At 63.6% G+C, this 24,334-nt stretch carries 22 protein-coding genes; 7 read left to right on the top strand and 15 right to left on the bottom strand.

All coding sequences use genetic code 11. From position 1 onward, the window contains the following. Positions 1 to 123: 123 nt before the first annotated feature. On the bottom strand, positions 124 to 1,116 hold the full coding sequence (locus tag IG169_RS17100) for a GlxA family transcriptional regulator (RefSeq protein WP_193177446.1): 993 nt from the start codon (positions 1,114 to 1,116) through the stop codon (positions 124 to 126). A 76-nt stretch (positions 1,117 to 1,192) separates the two neighbouring features. Between IG169_RS17100 and bcoG the strand changes: the two genes are divergently transcribed. The 6 genes from bcoG to IG169_RS17070 are packed head-to-tail and all read left to right on the top strand — an operon-like array spanning position 1,193 to position 8,199. After that, complete coding sequence (gene bcoG, locus IG169_RS17095; protein ID WP_193177445.1) at positions 1,193 to 2,104, top strand: 3-dehydrocarnitine:acetyl-CoA trimethylamine transferase BcoG; 912 nt, start codon at positions 1,193 to 1,195, stop codon at positions 2,102 to 2,104. Positions 2,105 to 2,131: 27 nt separating this feature from the next. Next, entirely contained in the window at positions 2,132 to 2,755 is a 624-nt protein-coding gene (locus tag IG169_RS17090) for an HD domain-containing protein (RefSeq protein WP_193177444.1), read from the top strand. After that, positions 2,752 to 4,179: a carnitine 3-dehydrogenase gene (locus IG169_RS17085; protein WP_193177443.1), complete on the top strand. Its 1,428-nt coding sequence runs from the start codon at positions 2,752 to 2,754 to the stop codon at positions 4,177 to 4,179. The genes IG169_RS17090 and IG169_RS17085 overlap by 4 nt, the downstream gene beginning before the upstream one ends. 5 nt (positions 4,180 to 4,184) lie before the next feature. Then, positions 4,185 to 5,348 carry an acyl-CoA dehydrogenase family protein gene (locus IG169_RS17080; RefSeq protein ID WP_193177442.1) on the top strand — a complete coding sequence of 388 codons (1,164 nt, stop codon included), beginning with the start codon at positions 4,185 to 4,187 and terminating at the stop codon, positions 5,346 to 5,348. Further along, positions 5,348 to 7,417 carry an acetate--CoA ligase family protein gene (locus tag IG169_RS17075; protein WP_193177441.1) on the top strand — a complete coding sequence of 690 codons (2,070 nt, stop codon included), beginning with the start codon at positions 5,348 to 5,350 and terminating at the stop codon, positions 7,415 to 7,417. The genes IG169_RS17080 and IG169_RS17075 overlap by 1 nt, the downstream gene beginning before the upstream one ends. Beyond that, positions 7,414 to 8,199, top strand: coding sequence for a carnitinyl-CoA dehydratase (locus IG169_RS17070; protein WP_193177440.1), 786 nt, complete (start codon positions 7,414 to 7,416; stop codon positions 8,197 to 8,199). The genes IG169_RS17075 and IG169_RS17070 overlap by 4 nt, the downstream gene beginning before the upstream one ends. 9 nt (positions 8,200 to 8,208) lie before the next feature. On the opposite strand, the gene IG169_RS17065 is transcribed toward IG169_RS17070, so the two are convergent. The 14 genes from IG169_RS17065 to IG169_RS17000 form a co-directional block, all read right to left on the bottom strand. Further along, positions 8,209 to 8,655 carry an SRPBCC family protein gene (locus IG169_RS17065; protein ID WP_193177439.1) on the bottom strand — a complete coding sequence of 149 codons (447 nt, stop codon included), beginning with the start codon at positions 8,653 to 8,655 and terminating at the stop codon, positions 8,209 to 8,211. Between the two features lie 150 nt (positions 8,656 to 8,805). Beyond that, positions 8,806 to 9,648, bottom strand: a complete 843-nt coding sequence (locus IG169_RS17060) for an XdhC family protein (protein WP_193177438.1) — start codon at positions 9,646 to 9,648, stop codon at positions 8,806 to 8,808. An 11-nt stretch (positions 9,649 to 9,659) separates the two neighbouring features. Further along, positions 9,660 to 10,844: a vWA domain-containing protein gene (locus IG169_RS17055; RefSeq protein WP_193177437.1), complete on the bottom strand. Its 1,185-nt coding sequence runs from the start codon at positions 10,842 to 10,844 to the stop codon at positions 9,660 to 9,662. Beyond that, a complete protein-coding gene (locus tag IG169_RS17050; protein WP_428982259.1) occupies positions 10,845 to 11,723 on the bottom strand; it encodes an AAA family ATPase in 879 nt (292 codons plus the stop codon). A 55-nt stretch (positions 11,724 to 11,778) separates the two neighbouring features. Next, entirely contained in the window at positions 11,779 to 14,199 is a 2,421-nt protein-coding gene (locus IG169_RS17045) for an aerobic carbon-monoxide dehydrogenase large subunit (RefSeq protein WP_193177435.1), read from the bottom strand. Further along, the gene (locus IG169_RS17040; RefSeq protein WP_193177434.1) at positions 14,196 to 14,687 is read right to left on the bottom strand and encodes a (2Fe-2S)-binding protein; all 492 of its coding nucleotides are present in this window, start codon (positions 14,685 to 14,687) and stop codon (positions 14,196 to 14,198) included. The genes IG169_RS17045 and IG169_RS17040 overlap by 4 nt, the downstream gene beginning before the upstream one ends. 16 nt (positions 14,688 to 14,703) lie before the next feature. Continuing rightward, a complete protein-coding gene (locus IG169_RS17035; RefSeq protein WP_193177433.1) occupies positions 14,704 to 15,558 on the bottom strand; it encodes an FAD binding domain-containing protein in 855 nt (284 codons plus the stop codon). 160 nt (positions 15,559 to 15,718) lie between these two features. Beyond that, positions 15,719 to 16,909, bottom strand: a complete 1,191-nt coding sequence (locus IG169_RS17030; protein ID WP_210326080.1) for an MHYT domain-containing protein — start codon at positions 16,907 to 16,909, stop codon at positions 15,719 to 15,721. An 84-nt stretch (positions 16,910 to 16,993) separates the two neighbouring features. Continuing rightward, positions 16,994 to 17,239 carry an acyl carrier protein gene (locus IG169_RS17025; RefSeq protein ID WP_193177432.1) on the bottom strand — a complete coding sequence of 82 codons (246 nt, stop codon included), beginning with the start codon at positions 17,237 to 17,239 and terminating at the stop codon, positions 16,994 to 16,996. Beyond that, positions 17,236 to 18,462, bottom strand: a complete 1,227-nt coding sequence (locus IG169_RS17020; protein ID WP_193177431.1) for a dihydrolipoamide acetyltransferase family protein — start codon at positions 18,460 to 18,462, stop codon at positions 17,236 to 17,238. Before IG169_RS17020 ends, IG169_RS17025 begins: the two co-directional genes overlap by 4 nt. A gap of 4 nt (positions 18,463 to 18,466) precedes the next feature. Then, a complete protein-coding gene (gene pdhA / locus IG169_RS24100) occupies positions 18,467 to 20,470 on the bottom strand; it encodes a pyruvate dehydrogenase (acetyl-transferring) E1 component subunit alpha (RefSeq protein WP_193177430.1) in 2,004 nt (667 codons plus the stop codon). Further along, a complete protein-coding gene (gene acsA / locus IG169_RS17010) occupies positions 20,467 to 22,218 on the bottom strand; it encodes an acetate--CoA ligase (RefSeq protein ID WP_193177429.1) in 1,752 nt (583 codons plus the stop codon). The genes pdhA and acsA overlap by 4 nt, the downstream gene beginning before the upstream one ends. Before the next feature lie 108 nt (positions 22,219 to 22,326). Continuing rightward, entirely contained in the window at positions 22,327 to 22,629 is a 303-nt protein-coding gene (locus IG169_RS17005; RefSeq protein WP_193177428.1) for a hypothetical protein, read from the bottom strand. 13 nt (positions 22,630 to 22,642) lie between these two features. Next, entirely contained in the window at positions 22,643 to 22,846 is a 204-nt protein-coding gene (locus IG169_RS17000; protein WP_193177427.1) for a hypothetical protein, read from the bottom strand. A gap of 161 nt (positions 22,847 to 23,007) precedes the next feature. On the opposite strand from IG169_RS17000, the gene IG169_RS16995 reads away from it, so the two are divergent. Further along, positions 23,008 to 24,333, top strand: coding sequence for a glycosyltransferase (locus tag IG169_RS16995; RefSeq protein WP_210326079.1), 1,326 nt, complete (start codon positions 23,008 to 23,010; stop codon positions 24,331 to 24,333). Position 24,334: the final 1 nt, after the last annotated feature.

Here is a 24,334-nt window from a genome sequence, read left to right as displayed (position 1 = left end):
CCCTGCAACGCACGCGCGGGTATTCGCGTGGCTACCCGAGATTTTCCTACATGGAAGGCAATGTCAAACACACATTCCAGAAACGGAATGCATTCTGATCCGCCGCCGCCGGGCACAACGTCCTCAGGCCGGCTCCCGCTCGGCGCGTTTCCGCATCGGCGAGATGCCGTAGGACCGCCTGAAAGCGCGCGAAAACGCCGCGACCGAGGAAAAACCGGTGCGCGACGCGATCTCGGTCATCGGAAGCCGCGTATCGAGCACCAGCCGCCGCGCCGCATTGATCCTGAGCGACAGGAAATAGGCGCCCGGCGTCTGGCCGATTTCCTTGCGGAACAATTGTTCCAGCCCGCGCGGCGAAATGGAAACGCGCCGCGCGATCGCGGCGATCGTCACCGGCTTTTCGATGCAGAGTTCCATCGCGCGGATCGCCTGCATGACGCGCGGATCGTGGTTGCCCGCCGGCCCGAACGATACCGGCGCCTGCGCGTCGCTTGCGCCACGCGAGGCCTCGTAGACGAAGGCGCTCGCGACATCGAGCGCCGCCGCCATCCCGGCGCATCGGCGGATCAGGTCGATCATCATGTCGAATGTCGGCGACGCCCCGGCCGTCGTGATGAAACGCCCGTCAGCGACGGCACGGTCGGGGCGCAGGTCGATTGCGGGAAACGCGGTGGCGAATTCCTCGAAATCCTCCCAGTGGGTCGTCGCGCGCCGGCCGTCGAGCAGCCCCGCCCGGGCGATCAGCCATGCGCCGGATTCGATCCCTATCGTCAGCTCGGCATTCTGGGATGCCCGCACGATCCGCGAAAGCATGCGCCGGTCGCGCATTTCGAACGCCCGGAACCCCGCGACGACGGCCAGCACATTCCGTTTTTCGCCGGGATCGATACGGCCCGACACCGGCCACGGCGTCCCGGCCGAAGTCAGCGGATCGTCGTCGTCGAGCGACAGAAAGCGCCACGCAAAAACCGTCCGCCCGCAGACCCGGTTGGCGGCGCGCAGCGGGTCACCGGCGCAGGCAAGCGTCATCATCGACGACCCCGGCAACACCAGAATGTCGACCTTGACTGGCGCGTCACCGGCCGCGGGAACCGAAAGCAGTTCGTATTCTGTCATTTTATTTTCGTAAAATGAAAAGCAGTTTTCGGCAAGCCGGGCACCATGCGGGCGGGAACGAACAGGGAGGCCCGCAATGCCGCTCACCATGAACCGCGAAGTCTTCATCACCTGCGCCATAACCGGCTCGGGCGGCACCCAGGACCGCAGTCCCCGGGTCCCGCGGTCGCCGCGCGAAATTGCCGACAGCGCCATCGAAGCGGCCAAGGCCGGTGCGGCCATCGTCCACTGCCATGTGCGCGATCCCGAAACCGGCGCGCCGCGCCGCGACATCGCGCTCTACCGCGAAGTGACCGAACGCATCCGCGACGCCGATGTCGACGTTGTTCTCAACCTGACTGCCGGCATGGGCGGCGACATGGTGTTCGGCCCGACAGAAAGCCCCCTGCCCCTGAAACAGCGAGGTACGGACATGGCAGGCGCTGCCGAGCGTGTCGCCCATGTCGCCGAATGCCTGCCGGAAATCTGCACGCTCGACTGCGGCACGATGAATTTTGCCGAGGCCGATTACGTGATGACCAACACGCCCGGCATGCTGCGCGCCATGGGCGCGATGATGACCGAGCTTGGCGTCAAGCCGGAAATCGAGGCGTTCGATACAGGTCATTTGTGGTTCGCCAAGCAACTCGTGTCGGAAGGCATTCTGAAGGACGACGCGCTGGTGCAGCTCTGCATGGGCGTGCCCTGGGGGGCGCCGAACGACCTCAACACCTTCATGGCGATGGTCAACAACGTGCCTTCAAACTGGACATGGTCGGCCTTCTCGCTTGGCCGCCACCAGATGGCCTATGTCGCCGCGGCGGTTCTGGCCGGCGGTAATGTCCGCGTCGGGCTCGAGGACAATCTATGGCTCGACAAGGGTGTGCTTGCGACCAACGCGCAACTGGTCGATCGCGCCGTGACGATCGTGGAAAACATGGGCGCGCGCGTGCTCGGCCCCGCCGAGGTGCGCGAAAAGCTCGGGCTCGTGAAGCGGGCGCCGAAATAATTCCCGCGAGTTCGGAGGGAGGCGAGAATGGAAAAAGTCAAATTCACCGCCATGAAGGACGGCGACAGGGAGGACTACGAATTCCTCACTGCCCACGAGATCGACTATGCCGCGAAGACGGGCGAACGCCTGCTGCAGGCGCTCGTCGCACTCGATGAAAGCCTGTCCGGCTATCAGGTCACCCGGCTCGGCCATTCGTTGCAGAGCGCGACACGGGCATGGCGCGACGGCGCCGACATTGACTGGGTGGTCTCCGCCCTGCTGCACGACATCGGCGACATCTATGCGCCCTACAACCACGATGAATACGCGGCCGCGATCCTCCGTCCCTACGTACGCGAGCAATGCACCTGGGTGATCGAAAAACACGGCGATTTCCAGCGCCTTTACTATGCCCACCATCTCGGCGGCGACCGCAACGTGCGCGAAAAATTCCGCGGCCACCCTTATTTCGAAGATTGCGCCGAGTTCTGCGAACGCTGGGACCAGTCGAGCTTCGACCCGCATTACGACCACGAGAGCATCGCGTTCTTTCGCGGCATGGTCGACGAGGTCTTCGCTCGCAAGGCTTATGACCCGGCGGTGATCCGCGCCGGCGAGCGCGTGCCGCTTGTCGATCCTGAGCGCGCGGCGGAAAGGACAGGGAAATGACGACCAGAAAAAAAGCGGCCATCATCGGCGGCGGCGTGATCGGCGGCGGTTGGGCAGCCCGCTTCCTGCTCAACGGCTGGGATGTCGTCATCTCCGATCCCGATCCCGACGCCGAGCGCAAGATCGGCGAAGTGCTCGCCAATGCGCGCCGCTCGCTGCCCGCCCTGTCGGACTGCACGGTCCCGCAGGAAGGAAACCTGCACTTTGCGTCCTCGATCAAGGACGCCGTGCAGGATGCCGGCTGGATTCAGGAAAGCGTGCCCGAGCGGCTCGACCTCAAGCACAAGGTCTTCGCCGAAATCCAGGAACATTGCCCGCCGGATGCGTTGATCGGCTCCTCGACCTCCGGCTTCAAGCCTTCAGAACTGCAGCAGTGCGTGAAGAAGCCCAACCAGATCTTCGTCGCGCACCCCTTCAACCCGGTCTATCTCCTGCCGCTGGTCGAGCTTGTCGGAGCGCCGGATACTGTCGAGCGCGCGAAGGCCGTTCTCGACGCTATGGGCATGAAGCCGCTGATCGTCCGCAAGGAGATCGACGCCCATATCGCCGACCGGTTTCTCGAGGCGGTCTGGCGCGAGGCTCTGTGGCTGGTGAAGGACGGCATCGCGACCACGGAAGAGATCGACGACGCGATCCGCTTCGGTTTCGGCCTGCGCTGGGCGCAGATGGGCCTGTTCGAGACCTATCGGATCGCCGGCGGCGAAGCCGGCATGAAACACTTCATCGCCCAGTTCGGTCCTTGCCTCGAATGGCCGTGGACCAAGCTGATGGACGTGCCCGAACTGACCGACGAGCTGATCGACACCATCGCCGGCCAGTCGGACGCCCAGTCGGGCATGCACTCGATCCGCGAGCTCGAACGCATTCGCGACGACAACCTCGTCTCGATGATGCGCGCCCTGAAGGCGCGGAACTGGGGCGCCGGCGCGCTCCTCGCGGATCATGACGAGCGGATCAAGCCGCCCCTGCCCTCCGACATCACGCAACCGCTGCAGACGCTGCATCGCGTCATTCCGATCGACTGGACCGACTATAACGGCCACATGAACGAAAGCCGCTACGGCCAGGTCTTCTCCGACGCCGGCGATGTCGTGATGGCAATGGTCGGCGCGGACGCGGAATATATCGACGGCGGCATGTCCTACTTCACCGTCGACAACCACATCCGCTATCTCGCGGAATCCGTGGCCGGCGACGAGATCCGCGTTCGCACGCAGGTGCTGGAGGCGAAAGGCAAGAAGCTGCGCATGTATCACGAGATGCTGCGCGCCGACGGCGAACTGCTCGCGACCTGCAACCAGCTCCTGATCCATGTCAGCCTGGAAACGCGGCGCTCCTGCGATCCGGCGCCGCATGTCCTGGCGAAAATCGATGCGCTCGGCGAGGCGCAGGCCAAGCTGCCACAACCGGAAAGCATGAGGTAACAGTCATGGATTTCGGCCTATCCGAGGAACAGACACTCATCGCGCAGACCACGCGCGCCTTCGTCGAGAACGAACTCTATCCGCACGAGGCGGAAATCGAGCGGACGGGACATCTCGACATGGACCTCGTTCGCGAATTGCAGAAAAAGGCCATCGAAGCCGGCCTCTATGCCGCCAATATTCCGGAAGAGTTCGGCGGCGCCGGTCTCGATACGCCGACATGGCTACTCTACGAGAAGGAACTCGGGCGCGCCAATTACGCGTTACACTGGACCTGTGTCGCGCGCCCCTCCAACATCCTGTGCGCCGGCACGCCCGAACAGCGCGAGAAATATCTCCTGCCCTGCGTGCGTGGCGAGAAATGGGACTGCCTCGCAATGACCGAGCCCGGCGCAGGCTCCGACCTCCGCGGCATGAAGGCGACCGCGAAAAAAGACGGCGACGATTGGGTGCTCAACGGTACCAAGCACTTCATCAGCCACGCCGACATCGCTGATTTCACCATCACCTTCATGGCGACCGGCGAGGAAGATACGCCGCGCGGCAAGAAGAAGCTCATCACCGCCTTCTTCGTCGACAAGGGCCACCCGGGCTTTGCCGTGCGCGACGGCTACCGCAACGTCTCGCATCGCGGCTACACCAACGCGATCCTCGAATTCGACAATTGCCGCCTGCCCGCAAGCGCCGTGCTCGGCGAAGTGCACAAGGGCTTCGAGGTCGCCAACGACTGGCTCGGCGCGACCCGCCTGCAGGTCGGCGCGACATGCCTCGGCCGCGCCGAACGCGCCTTTGCCCACGCCGTCGATTATGCCGCCGGCCGCCAGCAGTTCGGCCAGCCGATCGGCAAATTCCAGGGCGTCTCCTTCAAGCTCGCCGACATGGCCGTCGAGATGAAGGCCGCCGAACTGATGATCCTCGAAGCCGGCTGGAAGGTCGACCAGGGAACCGTCACCGACGCCGACATGGCGATGGCGAAACTCAAGGCGACCGAGATGCTCGCCATGGTCGCCGACGAGGCGATCCAGATCCATGGCGGCATGGGCCTGATGGACGAACTGCCGCTTGAGCGCATCTGGCGCGACGCGCGCATCGAGCGCATCTGGGAGGGAACGTCCGAAATCCAGCGCCACATCATCTCGCGCGCGCTGCTGCGGCCGCTCGGCGCCTGATGCGCTCGCTGGAACGCCTGCTCAGGCCGAAATCCGTCGCCGTCTTCGGCGGCGGCTGGGCCGCGGCGGTCATCCGCCAGACGCAGCGCATGGGCTTTGCCGGCGAAATATGGCCGGTTCATCCGGAAAAGGAGACCATCGAGGGCCTGCCTGCATACCGCTGCGCAGCCGATCTTCCCTCCGCGCCCGACGCCGTCTTCATCGGCGTCAATCGCAACGCCTCCGTTCACCTCGTGCGCGAGCTTTCAGAACGCGGCGCGGGCGGCGCGGTCTGCTTCGCCTCCGGCTTTCGCGAGGCCGGCGCCGACGACGCCGACGGCGAACGCCTGCAGGAGGAACTGGTCGCCGCCGCCGGAAACATGCCGATCCTCGGTCCGAACTGCTATGGCCTGATCAACTATTGCGACGGCGCCCTGTTGTGGCCGGACCAGCATGGTGGCATGCGTCTCCCCGAAAGCGCGCGCGGCGCGGCCATTGTCACGCAGTCCTCCAACATCGCCATCAACATGACGATGCAGGCGCGCGGTCTTCCGCTTTCCTATGTCGTGACTGCCGGCAACCAGGCGCAGACAGGTCTCTCCGAGATCGCCATCGGCCTGATCGAGGACGAGCGGGTGTCCGTCCTCGGCCTGCATATCGAGGGCTTCGACAGCGTCGCCGGTTTCGAGCGCTTGGCGAAACACGCACGCGAATTGAAGAAGCCGATCGTCGCGATGAAACTCGGAAAATCCGAACAGGCGCGCGCCGCGACCGTCTCCCACACCGCGTCTCTGGCCGGCGCGGACGCCGCCTCCGACGCCTTCCTCGCCCGCCTCGGCATCGGCCGCGTTGCCTCGATCCCCGCCTTCATGGAAGTACTGAAGCTGCTGCATGTCACCGGCCCGCTCGACGGCAGAGACATCGCCTCGATGAGTTGTTCCGGCGGCGAGGCATCGATCATGGCCGACAGCGCCGCAGGCCGGCGCGTCACCTTCCGGCCGCTTTTTCCGGACCACAGGACTGCCATCAGGCAAACGCTCGGACCGCTGGTCGCCGTCGCCAACCCGCTTGACTATCACACCTTCATCTGGAACGACGCGCCGGCCATGACGGCCACGTTCTCGGCCATGGTTTCCGGCGGCTTCGACCTTAATTTCCTTGTCCTCGATTTCCCGCGCGCCGACCGATGTTCCGATGCCGACTGGCGCGCGACCGTCTCCGCCTTCGAGACGGCATTGAAGGCGAACGGCGCGAAGGGCGCTATCCTCGCTTCGCTGCCGGAAAACCTCTCCGAGAACTGGGCAGCCGACATCATGGCGCGCGGCATCGCGCCGATGCAGGGCATCGACGAGGCGTTCGATGCGGCCGAGGCCGCCGCTGCCATTGGCGCGGCATGGAAACGGCCCTTCCCCGCCGCGGTCGCCGCTAAAGCGGGAGAAGGCGGCAAGACGCACACACTCGACGAAGCCGAGGCCAAGGCGCGGCTGGCAGTTTCCGGCCTGCCGGTTCCCCAAGGATGCCGCGCCGCCACCGCCGCCGAAGCCGTAGCGGCCGCCGATGCTCTTGGATATCCCGTCGCCCTGAAGGCGCTTGGCATTGCCCACAAGTCGGAGCGCGGCGCGGTCCGCCTCGGTCTTCGCGACGCCGAATCCGTCCGCGAAGCGGCGGACGCCCTCGCCCCGATCGGAACCGGTCTCTTTGTCGAGCGCATGGTCGAGGGCGGCGTCGCCGAGCTGATCGTCGGCGTCACGCGCGACCCACTATTCGGTCCGATTGTGACGGTCGGTAGCGGAGGCATCCTCGTCGAATTGCTCGAAGACAGTCGCACCCTGCTGTTGCCCGCCACGCGTGACGAGATCGAAACAGCGATCCGCGCGCTGAAACTATTTCCGCTGCTCGACGGTTATCGCGGCCGGCCGAAGGCCGATATCGAAGCCGCCATCGACGCCATTGAGGCCATCGCCCGCTTTGCGGTCGAAAACGCCGGCAAACTCGTCGAAATGGATATCAATCCGCTGATCGTCTGCGAGATCGGCAAGGGGGCGGCAATCGCCGACGCCCTGATCGTGCTACAGGAGGACCCGCAATGAACGACGTCGTGCGCACCCGCCGCGAAGGCGCCATCCTCGAGGTGACACTCGACCGCCCGAAGGCGAACGCCATCGATCTCGCCACGTCGCGCCTGATGGGCGAGACGTTCAAGGCCTTTCGCGACGATCCCGATCTGCGCGTCGCCATCGTCCGGACGGCGGGCGACAAGTTCTTTTCCGCCGGATGGGATCTCAAGGCGGCCGCCAATGGTGACGCCGTCGACGGCGATTACGGCGTCGGCGGTTTCGGCGGCATTCAGGAACTGCGCGGCATGAACAAGCCGGTGATCGCCTGCGTCAACGGCATGGCGGTCGGCGGCGGTTTCGAACTCGCATTGTCTTGCGACCTCATCTTTGCCTCGGCGCAGTCCTCCTTCGCGCTGCCAGAGATCCGCGCCGGGACGCTTGCCGACGCAGCCACCGTCAAACTGCCGAAGCGCATTCCCTACCATGTCGCCATGGACCTGCTGTTCACCGGCCGCTGGATGGACGCCGAGGAAGCCCACCGCTGGGGCCTCGTCAACGAGATCCTGCCGGACAACGATGCCCTGACCGACCGCGTCTGGAAGATCGCCCGGCTGCTCGAAAGCGGGCCGCCGCTCGTCTTCGCCGCGATCAAGGAGGTCGCGCGCGAGGCCGAGGCGATGAATTTCCAGGAGGCGATGAACTGGATCACCAAGCGCAAGTTCCCGACCGTCGACGAACTCTACGATTCCGATGACAATCTGGAAGGCTTTCGCGCCTTTGCCGAGAAACGCGAACCGGTCTGGAAAGGCCGCTGAAGGAAGCGCTCAGTTAGCCGCTTCGACCGTTTCCTTGAACTTGTTGAAGAACTGCCCAGCCAGACGGTTCGCCGTCGAGCTGATCAGCCGGCTACCGAGCTGGGCGATCTTGCCGCCGACATCGGCTTTCGCCGTGTAGCGCAGGATCGTTGCGTCGCCGTCCTCCTCCAATTCGACATCGGCTCCGCCCTTGGCGAACCCGGCAACCCCGCCGCTGCCCTCCCCGGTCAGCGAGAACCGGTCCGGCGCATTAGACTTGTCGAGCGTCACATTGCCGCCGAATTTCGCCTTCACCGGGCCGATTTTCAGCGTCACCTTCGCTTCCAGTTCGGTGTCGGAATGCTTGATCAGCTCTTCGCAGCCGGGAATGCTTTGCTTCAGGATATCCGGATCGTTGAGCGCATCGTAGACGCGCGCCCGCGGAGCTTCGATCCGGATTTCGTCTTTCATTTCCATGGATTGTCCTCTTTCATCCGCAGCAGGATCGGCCGTTCAGCATCGCCTCGACTGCCAGTTTTTCTGTTTCGTTTTCGGGAGTCTGCATGACGCCGGGCGAAGGCGCGAAAAGGATTACGAGTAACGCCCGCAGACGCCGGACCATGTCGGTCATGAACCTGTCCCCGCCTCTGCCGCAGCCTGCCGCTGACGGCTGCGCCGGACCAGCACAATTTCGGTCAGGATCGACAATGCGATCTCGTCCGGCGTGATCGCGCCGATATCGAGGCCGGCCGGCGCCTTGAGAGCGGCGAGCCGGTCCGCGTCGACGCCCTTGTCACGCAGCTTGGCTCCGATTGCCGCCGCTTTCGCCTTGCTGCCGACAAAGGACACATGCGCCGACGGAACCGACAGCGCGGCGCTCAGCGCCGCCTCGTCACCGCGACCCTGCGTCGAGACGACGAGATATTTTTCAGTGGTTTCAGCCGTCTCGATCATGAAGCCGTCGATACGCGCATCGGCGTTGGCAAACACCCCCTGCTCATCCCCCGGCGCACAGACCGTAACGTGGTAGCCGAAGCGTGGCGCGATGTCGGCGAGCGCCACCGCCACCGGGCTCGACCCGAGGATCACGATCCCCGGCGATGGCAGCACCGGCTCGATGAAGACATCCATCGTGCCCTTGCTCGGGCACATGTTGCGCGCAAACCGCACGCCTTCCTTTTCGGTGCCGGCCGATACGCCGTGTTCGGCAAGCATGTCTTCCGGCTGCACCGAGACAAAACGCGCCTGTCCGTCGGCGATCGCGTCCTTGGCTGCTTTCAGCACGGCGCCGCGCGCGCAGCCACCGCCAATCCAGCCCTCCATGATCGTGCCGTCGGCGCGAATGATCGCCTTGGCGCCCGCCTTCGCCGCCGTCGCAGCGACCGTGCGAACCACAGTTGCTAGGACGAAGGCTTCGCCGGCGTTTCGAAGCTCGGCAGCCTGTTTGAGAATGTCAGATTTCTGTCCCATGGGGGCCTCCATCAGATCCCGTTCAGCCACGGCTCGAGCGCGGCGAGATCATCGAGCGTGTTGGCAGCGGCGAAATGGTCGAGATAGGGCAGCGCGGCCGCCATGCCGCGCGCCACCGGCTCGTAGCCTTCCCAGCCTTTCAGCGGATTGAGCCAGACGATGCGCGCGCCGCGCCGTTTCAGCCGCGCGAGCGCGTCGGCGACCATCTCCGGCGGATCGGTATCGTAACCGTCGGACAGGATAATCACGACGCTGCGCCCGTTGACCGATTGCGCCGCATATTGCGCGTTGAAGATTTTCAAATTGGCGCCGATCCTAGTGCCGCCGCCGAAGCCTTGCGCCATGATCGACAGGCGATTGACGGCGCGCATCGTGTCGGAGTCGCGCAACGCGTCGGAGATGCGCACGAGTTGCGTGTGGAACAGATAGGCGTCGGTCGCCTGGTCCGCCGACACCAGTCCCTTGAGAAAGGCGAGAAACACCCGCGCATAGACTGTCATCGAGCCGGACACGTCGAGCAGGGCGACAATCCGCGCCGGCCGGTCAGGCCGCGTCTTGTAGAAAAGGTCGATCGGTTCGCCACCGCGATTGACGCTGCGGCGCAGGATCTTGCGCATGTCGAGCACTGCACCGCGCGCCGCTGCCTTCCGCCGCCGCGATCGCCGGTCGCGGATGCTTTTCGCGATCCGCTCGGCGACCTGTTCCGCCCGTTCAAGATCCTCTGGCGTCATCAGCTTCCGCAGATCGGTCTTTTCGATCGTGCTGACCCTGGAGGCGATCAACTGCCCGGTGCCTGCGCGGCCGGCCTCTCCCTCGGTACCGTCATCGGGGGTGTCGGCTTCGCCCGCCTCGTCGCTCGCGCCTGAAGCCAGCCGGTAATTGCCGGCGCCCTTTGCCTGCATGTTGTGCGCCGAATGGGTCACGGAAGCTCCCCCGCGCTTGCGGCCCCGGTTGCGCCAATAGGCGTCGAACAACTCGTCGAAGCGCATCTCCTGGTCGGCGTCGCCGGCGCAGATCGCTTTCAGGGCCGACCGCACTTCGCCGATGTCGCCGGCGTCGACCGCGCCGAGCGCAGCAAGCGCGGTCTCGGTCTCGTTCAGGCCGGCGGGAATCCCGTTCATGCGCAGATGCGCCATGAAGCCCGCCATCCGTTCGGCGGGTCCCTGCGCGCGTTCCGGAAACCGGGTGACCTGCATTCATGCCGCCTTTCCGGCGAGACGCTGCTGCACTTCCTTCGGCACGGCAGCGCGGTCGCGTTCGGTCTTCAAGAGGCAGACCAGCGTCGCCTGCGTCTGCACGGGGTCGTCGGCCAGATCGTTGACGCCGAGGCCGGCGAGCGCCGCCGCCCAGTCCAGCATCTCGGCGATACCCGGCTTTTTCTCCAGTTCTTCCCTGCGCAGCGCCTGCACGAAACCGACGATTTGCTCGGCGAGCCGGGCCTCGATGTCCGGGCAGCGCCTGGCCAGGATCGCCATTTCGGTGCGGCGGTCGGGATAGTCGACGAAATTGTAAAGACAGCGCCGCCTCAGCGCGTCGGAGAGATCGCGCGCGCCGTTCGCCGTCAGGATGACGTGCGGGCGCGTCTTCGCCTCGATCGTCCCGATCTCCGGGATAGTGATCTGGAAATCGGACAGGACTTCCAGGAGATAGGCCTCGAATTCCTCGTCGGCCCGGTCGATCTCGTCGATCAGCAGCACGGCCGGCTTTTCCTGCCGGATCGCTTCCAGAAGCGGCCTCTGCAGCAGGAACTTTTCCGAGAAGATATGGTCCTCGATCTCGTCGGACGGCTTGTGGTCTTCCGCCGCCGCCCGGATCGACAAGAGCTGGCGTTGATAGTTCCACTCGTAAATGGCGTGCGACGCGTCCAGCCCTTCGTAGCATTGCAGCCGGATGAGCTTCGCGCCCTGCAATTCGGCGAGTGTCTTGGCGATCTGCGTCTTGCCAACCCCCGCCGGCCCTTCGAGCAATAGCGGCTTACCCAGCGTCACCGCCAGGAAAAGCGCCATCGCCAGGTCGTCGGACGCGACATAGCCCGCGCTGGACAGGTCTGCCTGCAAGGATTGCCAGGTCATCATCTTCTCCGGAGGCATCCGGGGACTTGCCCCCGGATGCGCGTTGGCCGGATCACGCTCAGCCGTGCAGGCCGAGGTCACGCGCGATCTTCCAGATGCGCCAATGATCGTGCGGCATATGGGCCTGTTTGAGGCCGAACGGCCGGAATGCGTCATGGACAGCGTTGGAGAAGGCCGGGACCGAGCCGACATTCGGGCTTTCGCCCACGCCCTTCGCGCCGATCGGATGATGCGGGCTGGGCGTCACCGTGTGGTCGGTCGTGTAATGCGGCGTTTCCCATGACGTCGGGATGAAGAAATCCATCAGCGTACCGGTCTTGACGTTGCCCATGTCGTCATAAGCGAGCTCCTGGCCCATCGCGATGGCATAACCCTCGGTTGCGCCGCCATGCACCTGCCCTTCGATGATCATCGGGTTGATGCGGGTGCCGCAGTCGTCCAGCGCATAGAACTGGCGGATTTCGTGCTCGCCCGTGTCGACGTCGATCTCCATGACGCAGATATAGGCGCCGAACGGATAGGTCATGTTCGGCGGGTCGTAATAGCTGACCGCCTCCAGACCCGGCTCGAGACCGGGGATCGCCTGGTTGTAGGACGCGAACGCGATTTCCTTCATGGTCTTGAAGCGCTCGGGCGCGCCCTTGACCATAAAACGGTCGATGTCCCACTCGACGTCGTTGTCATGCACCTCGAGCAGATAGGCCGCGATCATCTGCGCCTTTGCGCGGATTTTCCGGCCGGCCATTGCGGTGGCTGCGCCGGCGACCGGCGTCGAACGCGAGCCGTAAGTGCCGAGTCCATAGGGCGCGGTGTCGGTGTCGCCCTCCTCGATGGTGATGTCGTCGGCGGAAATCCCGATCTCCGATGCAAGGATCTGCGCGAATGTCGTCGCATGCCCCTGCCCCTGGCTGATCGTGCCGAGCCGCGCTATCGCCGATCCGGTTGGATGGATCCGGATTTCGCAGCTATCGAACATGCCGAGGCCGAGAATATCGCAATTCTTGACCGGCCCTGCGCCGACGATTTCGGTGAAGTGGCAGAGGCCAATGCCGAGCAGCTTGCGCGTCTCGCCGCGCTTGAACGCTTCGACCCGCTCGGCCTGTTCCTTGCGCAACTCGGTATAACCGACCGCGCTGAGCGCCTTGTCCCAGGCAGTGTGGTAGTCGCCGGAATCATACTCCCAGCCGAGCGCCGACTGATACGGGAACTGCTCCTTCTTGATGAAGTTCTTGGCGCGCAATTCGGCCGCATCCATTCCGAGCTCGATGGCGAGAACCTCGATCATCCGCTCGATGAAATAGGCCGCCTCCGTCACCCGGAACGAGCAGCGATAGGCGACGCCGCCCGGCGCCTTGTTGGTATAGATCCCGTCGACCGCCAGATAAGCCGTCGGAATGTCGTAGGAGCCGGTGCAGATGTTGAAGAAGCCGGCCGGGAACTTGGTCGGATCGGCGCAGGCGTCGAAAGCACCGTGGTCCGCCGTCACATGGCACCACAAGCCGGTGATCTTGCCGTCCTTGGTCGCTGCGATCTTGCCCTTCATCCAGTAATCGCGGGCGAACGCCGTCGCCATCAGATTATCCATCCGGTCCTCGACCCACTTGACCGGCACGCCGGTAACGATCGAGGCGACGATGGCGCAAATATAGCCCGGATAGACACCGACCTTGTTACCGAAGCCGCCGCCGATATCCGGCGAGATGATGCGGATATTGTGCTCCGCGATCCCCGAGATCAGCGAAGCCACCGTGCGCACCGCATGCGGTGCCTGGAAGGTGCCGTGGACGGTCAGCTTGCCGTTCACCTTGTCCATCGAGGCAACGCAGCCGCAGGTCTCCAGCGGGCACGGATGGGTGCGGTGGTAATAGACCATCTCTTCCGCCACGACATCGGCCGATCCGAGTACGGCGTCGGTCGCGTCCTTGTCGCCCTGTTCCCAGGTGAAGATGTGGTTGTGGTGCCGGCGCGGCCCATGCGCGCCCTCCGTCTTGCCGGCGAGGTCCTCGCGCAGCACCGGCGCGTCGTCTGCCTGCGCCTTGAACGGATCGACGACGACGGGAAGCTCCTCGTATTCGACCTCGACCAGCTCGACGGCATCCGCCGCGATATAGCGGTCCTCGGCGACGACGAAGGCCACTTCCTGCCCCTGGAAGAGCACCTTGCCGTCGGCGAGGACCATCTGGACGTCGCCGGCAAGCGTCGGCATCCAGTGCAGATTGAGGGGACGAAGGTCATCGGCCGTCAGCACGGCGATGACGCCGGGAATGGCCTTGGCCTTGTCCGCGTTGATGGATTTGACGCGGGCATGGGCATAGGGGCTGCGGACGAAATCGCCGAACAGCATGCCCGGCAGTTTCAGATCGTCTACATAGTTGCCCTTGCCCTGGGTGAAACGTGCGTCCTCGACGCGCTTGCGTGCCGTGCCGAGACCCTTGAGGGCTTCTGCGCGTTCGGCTTTCGGGGGAGTCATCTCGTTCATTGTGCTGCCTCCTTGGCGGCGTTCAGTTCAGCCGCGGCGGCGAGAATTGCCTTGACGATGTTCTGGTAGCCCGTGCAGCGGCACAGATTGCCGGCCATGCCGAAACGCACGTCCTCTTCGGTCGGGTTCGGATTTTCCTGCAGCAGGCGCCAGGCCCGCGTGATCATGCCCGGCGTGCAGAAGCCGCATTGCAGGCCGTGATGTTCCTTGAACATCTGCTGCAACACATGCAGCCCGTCGGGATTGCCCAGCCCTTCGATCGTCGTGATGTTGGCGCCATTGGCCTGCGCCGCGAAGACCGTGCAGGACTTGACCGACTTGCCGTCCATGTCGACCGTGCAGGCGCCGCAATGCGAGGTCTCGCATCCGATATGCGGCCCGGTAATACCGAGGCGTTCGCGTAGCACGTGGATCAGCAGTTCGCGCGGTTCGGCCAGCAGTTCCTCCTGCTTGCCGTTGACCGTCAGCTTGATATGCATCTTGCCCATAAAGTTCTCCTCCCGGTCAGGCGCGCGACGCGGCGCGCTCGATGGCCCGGCGCAGCATCACGCCCGCGACATGTTTCTTGAATTCGACCGGACCGCGATTGTCCTCCTGCGGATCGATCGTCGGCAGCATCGCCGCGACAGCCGCGTCGATCGCCGACTTGTCGAGTTTCGAACCGACCAGCGCCGCCCCCGCCGCCTCGCACCACACCGGCGTGTCGGACAGGTTGGTCATCGCGATCGAGGTCGCCGCGCAAGTCGCGCCGTCCTTCTCGATCAGCACCGCCGCAGCCGCGGTGGCGTAATCGCCGATCTTGCGTTTCTGCTTCTCGTAGGCGTAGCCGCCCTTCGGCGCGGTGAAACGCACCGAGACGAGAATCTCGTCGTCGCTGCGCGCCGTGAAATAGGCCGCCTCGTAGAAATCGCGGGCGGCGACCTCGCGCGTGCCGTCCGGGCCGGCGAGCACATAGGTCGCATCGAGGCACTGCATCAGTCCCGGCATGTCGTTGCCCGGATCGCCATTGGCGAGATTGCCGCCGATGGTACCGACATAGCGCACCTGCGGATCGGCGATCTGCAGCGAAGCCTCGCGGATGATCGGCGCGGCCTTGGCAAGCGCTTCGTTTGCGATCAGCTCGTGCTGTGTCATCATCGCGCCGATGGTGACCGTTCCGCCGGCAACCGACACACCCTTCATGGAATCGATGCCCTGCAGGTCCACAAGGTGCTGAACCTCGGCCATCCGCAGTTTCATCATCGGAATAAGGCTGTGGCCGCCGGCGATCGCGCGCGCCTCGTCGCCGTATTTCGTCAGTAGCGCCACGGCGCCATCGACGGAATCCGGCCGGTGATAGTCAAATCTACTCGGTATCATGCGTTCCTCCCAAAAGCGGAGAGCGCCGCTCGGGGCGGCCGCTTCCATGCTTCAGAGATAGAAAACGCCTGTCGGCAAGCGACCGCGAACACACGGCAGGCGCGGCGGATTTCACGAAATGCGATTTATCCGCACGAAATGCGAAAAGCGCTTTCGCCGCCTAGAGGCCAAGCGCTTCGCGCACGCCGGCAACGTTGCCTCGGCTTACCGGCACGAATTTCAGCGACTGTGCGCCATCGAAGTGACAGGAGCCACTGTCCTTATGCCGTTCGAAAGCGGTTACCTGGTGCATGTTGACGAGATAGCTGCGATGCGTGCGCAGAAACAGCGAAACCGGCAACCGCTTTTCCGCTTCCGAGATCGACCACGGGCAGAACAGCTTTTCCTGCAGGGTGTAGAGCACTGTGTAGTGCCCCTCCGCGCGCAGCGCGATCACCTGCTCGGCAGGAATGAAATGCGTGCGCTTGTCGCGCTCATAAGGGATGCGGAGCATCTCGCTTTGCGGCAGCGCAATTGCCGGTGCTTCCTCCAAAAAGCTCCGTGTGTCCACGCCGGAACCGGCGAAGGCAGGCTCCGGCGCCCCGCTGCCCGGCGCGACCGGGAACAGCGTGAAAACGTAATTCGTCGAGGATAAGAGGAAAGTGCCGCAAATCACGAAAGCGGAGAACATCACGATCAGCGCCAGCGTGCCATTTTCGATTCGCGGCGTGAAACCGGCGATCGAACCGGTCGGCTGGAACGACGTCCACGCGATGGCGACGAAATGCACAACCACCACGGACGAACCGAAAATGATCGTGCTGGCGAGAATATGCGCCGTGTCGCGCTTGGCGTAGGCGACACCTATCGCGACGATTCCCATTATCGTGGCGCCCAGGATCGCCAGCGCCACACCCGTCGGATCGTAGAGCGGCAGGCAGCCGCGGATCGCCGACATGCCAACATAGTGCATCACGACGATGCCGTTGCCGAGAATCGTTCCAGCGATGATCTGGCACAGCCATGTCCTCGGCGCGAAATGCATGGTCAGCAGCGCAATGCCCGCCATCAGGATGGCGATCAGCGCCGAACCGAGCGTGTAGAGCGCATCATAATCGATCGGCAGAGGAAAGCGCATCGCCAGAATGGCGACGAAATGCATCGACCAGATGCCGCCGCCAAGCGCCAGCGAGGCCATGACGATCTGCACCTTTCGGCGGCCCTCGGGCAGAGCGGAAATGCCCTTGGTCAACGTCAATCCCGTGAATGACGCCATCAGCGACACCAGGATCGATGCAAACACGAGCAGATAGTCATAGGTCGGCGTAATCATGTCGGCGCTATCGAATTCCTCCTCTTCGATGCGCAGCATATATCACCGAAATATGGCCCGCTGTCACGTTTCGGACTTCGACGGGCATTTCGGTTCAGGCTTACCCGCGACAAGCGGGTCAAGTCAGCCGGTATGCGCGCGCAGATAGACAAGCATCGCGTCGTAGGAGCCCATTTCGGAATAATCCTCTTCCGGCATGGCCACGCCCAGGCTCTTCGACAGCGCGCTGACGAGATTGAGGAAATCCATCGAGTCGATGTCGAACTCTTCGCGCAAATCACCTTCCCTGTCGATATCCTCGATCTCGATGTCGGGTGCGATCTTGCGCAGTTCCAGGCGCAGCGCGGCCTCGATTTCGTCGTCGCTCATAGTTTTTCAGGCTCCTGCAGATTCTTGTCGATGGCGGAAAGAAACAATGCGCCGCGATGGCCGTCGCTGACGCGGTGATCGGCGGAAAGCGTCAAGGTGACCGTGCTACGCGGTACGACCTTGTCATCCACGACCCAAGGCCGCGTCACCGGTGTGCCGATGCCGACGATAGCCACCTGCGGCGGATAGATCACCCCGTACAGCGCCTCGACGCCACGGTCGCCGAGGCTGGAAACGGTAATCGTCGGGTCGGACAGTTCCCTGGCGCGAAATCGTCCCGCCCGCACGCGCGCGACGAGGTCGCGTGTCTTCTCCATGACCGTATCGAGATCGAGGTCCTGGGCATCATGGATCGCCGGCGCGACCAGCCCGCCGCCGCGGATATTGATCGCCATGCCGATATGGACGGAATCGCCCGGCTGGAATTCGCCGTTTTCGTAATGGCCGTTGAATTCCTTGTATTTCTTCAGCGCCTTGGCGACTGCTTTCACATACAGCGCCGCGATCAGGATGCGTTCCTCCGGCGGCTTGCCGGCGTTACGTTCGGCTATGAAGGCCTCCGCCGCCGTGAGGTCCAAACGGTGCGACAGGTAGTAATGCGGGATCTCGCGCTTCGACCGCGCCATGGCCGCGGCAATCGCCTCGCGCATCGCGCTTATGTCGAAACCGCCCGTCGCCGGTTTTTCCGGCTCGGCCTTCGGGACGCCCCTCGCCTGAACGGTGTCCACGTCGGCTAGCTGGATCGCTCCTTCCGGCCCCGTGCCGGTCAGCGTCGCGGGATCAATCCCCTTCTGCGCGGCCAGCTTTCGCGCGGCCGGCGTGATCTTCAACCGTCCGGACGGCGCGATCGCGGCAGGCGACGCAGGCGCAGGCGCCGGTTCGGGCTCGGGCTTCTCGGCGACCGCTTCCGCAGGCTTTATCGGTTCCGGTGCTGCGGCCGGCGCTTCAACCCGTTTCGGCGCGGGTTTGGCGGCAGCCGGCTCCTCGCCGTCCTTGCGGATCACGGCAAGCGGCGTGCCGACCGGCACCCTGGTGCCGAGATCGACAAGGTAGGTCTCGAGCACACCGTCGTCGAAGCCCTCGACTTCGATTGCCCCTTTCTGAGTTTCGACAACCGCGATGATATCGCCGCGCTTGACCGTCTCGCCCGGTTTCTTCAGCCATTCGACGAGCGTTCCCGCTTCCATGTCCGCGCCGAGCGACGGCATGACGAATTCGGCCATGACCTCAGCTCCTGTTGCAGACGGTCTTGGCCGCCGCCACGATGCGCGGAACTTGCGGGATCGCCGCCTGCTCCAAATGCGCGGCATAGGGGATCGGCACTTCCGCACTGCAGACCCGCGCCAGCGGCGCATCCAGTTCGAAGAACGCTTCCTCGGCGAGTTGCATGCCGATTTCCGCCGATATGGAACCGGTTTTCCATCCCTCGTCGACGAACACCGCGCGATGCGTCTTCGCAACGGAGGCAATCACCGTATCCATGTCGAGCGGACGCAACGACCTGAGATCGATCACCTCCGCCGCGATACCTTCCTTGGCAAGCTCCTCGGCCGCATCGAGCGTCTTGAACAGCGATCCGCCATAGGTGATCAGCGTCACGTCCTTGCCTTCGCGCCGCACCGCCGCCTTGTCGATATCGACCGGTCCTGCATTAGCGGCCAGTTGGCCGGTCATGTTGTAGAGCATAACGTTTTCGAAGATCAGCACCGGATCTGGATCGTCCAGCGCCGTCTGCAGCATGCCGCGCGCGTCCTCCAGCGTCGCCGGCGTCAGCACGCGCAGGCCGGGAATGTGCCCGTACCAGCCCTCCAGACTGTGCGAATGCTGGGCCGCGAGCTGCTTGCCCGCGCCCGTCGCCATGCGGATCACCACCGGCACGCCGAATTGCCCGTTCGACATGTGCCGGAACGTCGCCGCAGAATTCATGATCTGGTCGAGCGCGAGCAGCGAGAAATTCACAGTCATAACTTCGACGATCGGCCGCAAGCCCGTCATCGCCGCGCCGATGCCGGCACCGGTAAATCCGGACTCCGACAGCGGCGTGTCACGGATGCGGTCCGGACCGAACTTGTCGAGCAGGCCCTTGGAAACCGCGTAGCAGCCGCCGTAATGGGCGACATCCTCGCCCATCAGGAAGACGCGCTCATCGCGTTCCATCGCGTCGGTGATCGCCATCTTGACCGCTTCGCGATAGGTGACTTCGACGGTCTCCGCCGAAGGAGCAGGCAGCGCCGGCGGCTTCGGGCGCTCCTCGGCCATGACGTGACGCGCCAGGGATTCCACAGGCTCCCATTCGCCCGCTTCCGCGAACGCCACCGCCTCGGCGATTTCCTTATCCGCATCGGCGATGATCTTCTCGACATCGCCATGCTCGATCAGGCCGTTTTCCTCCAGCCAGCCCTGGAACCGCACGATCGGCCCCTTGGCGCGCCATTCCGCAATCTCTTCCTTGGTACGGTAAAGCTGGGCGTCGAACATCGAATGGGCGCGAAAACGGTAGGTCCGGCATTCGAGGAAATATGGCTTTCCGGTCTCGCGGATCGCACTCAGCGCGCGCCGCGCCGCCGATTCCACCGCGACGATATCCATACCATCGACGGCCTCGCTGGTGATGTTGTAGCCGAGCGCCTTCTCGTGAATGTCCATATCGGCTTCGGTGTATTTGAGCGCCGTGCCCATGGCGTAGCCGTTGTTCTCGCACACGAACAGCACCGGCAGCTTCCAAAGCGAGGCCAGGTTCAGGCTCTCGTGAAATTCACCCTCGGCGACCGCGCCTTCACCGAAGAAACAGGCGGTTACGCGGCTTTCCTGACTCATCTTGTCACCGAGGCCGAGACCGACGGCGAGCGGCAGCCCGCCGCCGACAATGGCGTTGCCGCCGTAGAAATTGTTTTCTTTGGAGAACAGATGCATCGAGCCGCCGCGCCCGCCGGCGCAGCCGTTCGCCTTGCCGTACATCTCCGCCATGATGGCGTTCATCGGCACACCGCGCACCAGCGCATGACCGTGCTCGCGATAGGTCGCGACCAGCCGGTCGTCGGCGTCGAGCAGCGGGATCACCCCGGCGGCGACAGCTTCCTCGCCGTCATAGAGATGCAGGAAGCCGCGAATTTTCTGCTGCGTGTAGAGTTCGGCGCATTTGTCCTCGAAATGCCGCACACGGATCATGCGCGACAGAAGATCGAGAACATGTTCGCGGTTGAGATGCGTTCTGATATCACCGGCTGTCATTTTTCGTCACTTTCCAGGGTCGAGATATCGCCTTCGGGCAGGCCGAGTTCGCGCGCCTTCAACAGGCGGCGCATGATCTTGCCGCTGCGCGTCTTGGGCAGGTTGTCGCGGAACACGATTTCCTTCGGCGCCACAGCCGGTCCGAGGCGCTTGCGCGCATGACCGACGATGGAGAGGCGCAAATCCTCGTCCGCGGTGAAGCCCGGTTTCAGCGCCACGAAGGCCTTGACGATTTCGCCCGCCGTTTCGTCCGGCACCCCGATCACCGCGGCTTCCGCCACGGCCTCATGCTCGATCAGGGCGCTTTCCACCTCGAACGGACCGATCAGGTGGCCGGCGCTCTTGATGACGTCGTCGGAACGGCCGACGAACCAGAAATACCCGTCGCTGTCGCGCATCGCGAGATCGCCCGACAGGTACCAGCCATTCGAAAACGCCTTCTTGTAGCGTTCCTCTTCATGCAGATAGCCGCGCATCATCGACGGCCAGCCGGGCCTGAGCGCCAGTTCGCCAAGCGCCATCGGCTTGGTGACCTCCTGCGCGCCATTTTCGGTGCGCTCGACGATCCCCGCCTCGATGCCCGGCATCGGCTTGCCCATCGAGCCCGGCTTGACGTCCATGCAGGCGTAGTTTGCGATCATGATACCGCCGGTCTCGGTCTGCCACCAATTGTCATGGAACGGTTTGCCGAGCACATCGACGCTCCACAACACGGCCTCCGGATTGAGCGGCTCGCCGACACTCGCCATGAAGCGCAGGTTGGAGAGGTCCTCTTTCTTGGCGAGATCGCCACCGGCCTTCATCAGCATGCGGATCGCCGTCGGCGCCGTGTACCAGACATTGACCTTGTGATTTGCGAGGATGCGATACCAGCGTTCGGCGTCGAATTCGGCCTCGTCGATGATCATCGTGACACAATTGGTTAACGGCGCGATGATGCCATAGGAGGTGCCGGTTACCCAGCCCGGATCGGCGGTGCACCAGAAGACGTCGTCGGGATGCAGGTCGAGCGCGGTGCGGCCGGTGTAATGATGCGCGACGACCGCCTGGTGGACATGCATCGCACCCTTCGGCTTGCCGGTCGTCCCTGACGTGAAATGCAGCAGCGCCAGATCCTCCGGATCGGTCGCCACTACCTCGAAATCCTCCGATGCCGCATCCATCAGCTTGGCAAGATCGAGCAGATCCTGATCGGCGTCCTCTCCGTCGATCAGCAGAATGCGCTTGAGTTCCGGCAACTGGTCGCGGATCGGTGCGACCTTGCGCTTGTAAAGCAGCCGCGTCGTGACCAGAACGTTCCCGCCGCCGATCTCCAGCCGCGCCTTCACAGGCTCCGGCCCGAAGGCGGAAAAAAGCGGCGAGAACACGCAGCCCGCCTTCAGCGTACCGAGGACGGCGATGTAAAGCTGGGGCACGCGCCCGAGCAGCGAATAGACCCGGTCGCCCTTTTCCACGCCAAGCGACTGCAATGCATTGGCGAAACGGTTCGTCAGATGCATCAGATCGCGATAACTGATGTCGGTGGTGCTCTCGTCCTTGGCGATGAGCCGAAACGCCGTCTTGTCGCCCCCGCCATTGTTTACGTGGCGGTCGACTGCTTCATAGGCGATATTCAGCTTGCCGCCCGGCAGCCCGTCCAAAAGTTCTCTCGCCTTGTCCCAGGAAAAAGATGCGCTCTCCGTCGCGTAGTCCTGCATGTTGGCCTGTGCCAAATCCTGCGCGGACTTCCCGATCACGTCCTGGCTCATCCCGTCCTCCCCGATGGTTGCCGGCCACTATCGAAAACAGGCTAGGCGTACTATGCAGACGAAAAAATGACGTGGATCAACGCAGCGCCTTTTTCTTGCCGCCTGGCCTTATTTGCGGGATTTGACTGAAGATCGCGGCAATCCGTGCTGTTTGGAAGGTGGCGTATGATCAACGTCGATCGGACCGGTCAACGTGCCGAGCGCGACCATGATACGACGTAGCAGACCGGTCTCGTCACCGGGCATCCCCTCTTCCAGCGCCACATCCTCCTCTGCCGCGTTGTATTCCCAGCGCCTGAGGACCTCGATCTTCTGCTCGCGCGTCAACTCGGCATCGTCCAACACGGCTTCCGGCGTTTTAAAGACATTCGACGGATCAGAGAACGCCTGTCGGTACCGATCTTCACTCATGATCTGTCCAGCCTCACTTCTGGCTGGTCAGCGTCAGATACATCAGCACGATATAAACGATTGGCATCACCGCCAGAACGATCAGTTCGAGACCGATCGAAACGCCACACTCGGTCACCCACATCCGGTATCCGACAAAGATGACGGCGGCCAGAATAATCAACAATCCAATATACCACGGCGTCAGCCGATTGCGTTCATGCGATTGAGCATTCATGTAATAACCTCCATCTCTCCCGTTCATGTCGCGAACATCAAATAGCGCAATTCCGGCATTGCGCCATTGACGGTGGTCAACCCCACCAATCCGCCGCCGCGAGGCGCGGGCGTGACCGCCTGACCGAAGTCGTTTGACCGACGGTCAACCATGCGGCTTATATGAGCCAAATGAACATCGTCATGTTCACCAACACCTTCACGCCGCATGTCGGCGGCGTCGCTCGCGCTGTGAGCGGACTTGCCGATGGGCTCCGCGGCAAGGGGCATTGCGTACTGGTTGTCGCGCCCACCTTTCGGGGTTACCCCGAACATGAGGAAGGCGTTATCCGCATTCCCGCCGTACAGCGCTTCGCAGGAAGCGATTTCTCGATGCCCCTGCCCGTCACCTTGCCGCTCAGAGCGGATCTTGATGCATTCGAGCCGGATATCGTCCACTCGCATCACCCGTTTCTTCTCGGCGACACCGCCTTGCGCGTGGCAGCTGGACGTAAAATTCCGGCGGTTTTCACCTATCACACGCGCTACGAGCTTTACGACCATTACGTCGCGCAGGATTCCGATGTCCTGAAACGGCTCGTTCTGAAACTGGCGCTCGGCTATTGCGATCTCTGCGATCATGTCATCGCACCGAGCGAAAGCATCGCGCGGATATTGGCCAGCAACGGAGTGAAAGTGCCGGTCAGCGTCATTCCCAGCGGGATCGACTGCTCGTATTTCGCCAGCGGCAATGCGGCGCGGGCCCGCGATCTGCTGGCGATCCCGGCGGACGCGCCCGTCGCCGGTCATGTGGGGCGTCTGGCACCGGAGAAGAACCTTGCCTTTCTCGCCGATGCGCTGACGGAGTTCCTGACCCAAAACGACGATGCCTATTTTGTCGTCACCGGCGACGGCCCGATGCGCGCGCCGATGCAGCGGCATTTTCATGACAAGGGGTTCGACCGGCGTGTCCGTTTTACCGGCGTCCTCACCGGCGGCGACCTTGCCGACGCCTATGCCGCGATGGACATCTTCGCCTTTTCCTCGCTGTCGGAAACACAAGGGCTCGTGCTTGCCGAAGCGATGGCCTCGGGAACGCCCGTCGTCGCGCTCGACGCGCCGGGCGCGCGCGAGGTCGTCCGCGACCGCATCAACGGACGCTTGCTGGCCGCCGAGGCGTCGGCGGTAGATTTTGCAACGGCGCTGTCATCGCTGATCCGTTTGAACGAAACCGAAATGCAGCGGATGCAGAAGGCCGCGCATGAAACGGCCGAGGCCTTTTCGGCAGAAACCGCGTTGTTGCGCACTATCGCGCTTTACGAGGGGCTTGCCGCACGCGGCGGGCCTCCGGTCAAACCCGCCGATGATTTGTGGGAGACGGCAAAGCGCAGGATCGCACGCGAGATCGAGCTTTTCGGTAATGTGGCCCACGCGGTCAGTGACGCCGTCCTCGTCGAAGGGCCGGAAAACGGCAATCTGCAAAAAAATCCCGCTGGCGCGAAGCGGTAAG

It is taken from the genome of Oricola nitratireducens, assembly GCF_014904745.1.
GTDB lineage: Bacteria > Pseudomonadota > Alphaproteobacteria > Rhizobiales > Rhizobiaceae > Oricola > Oricola nitratireducens.
This window is presented reverse-complemented; position numbering and strand designations above follow the sequence as displayed.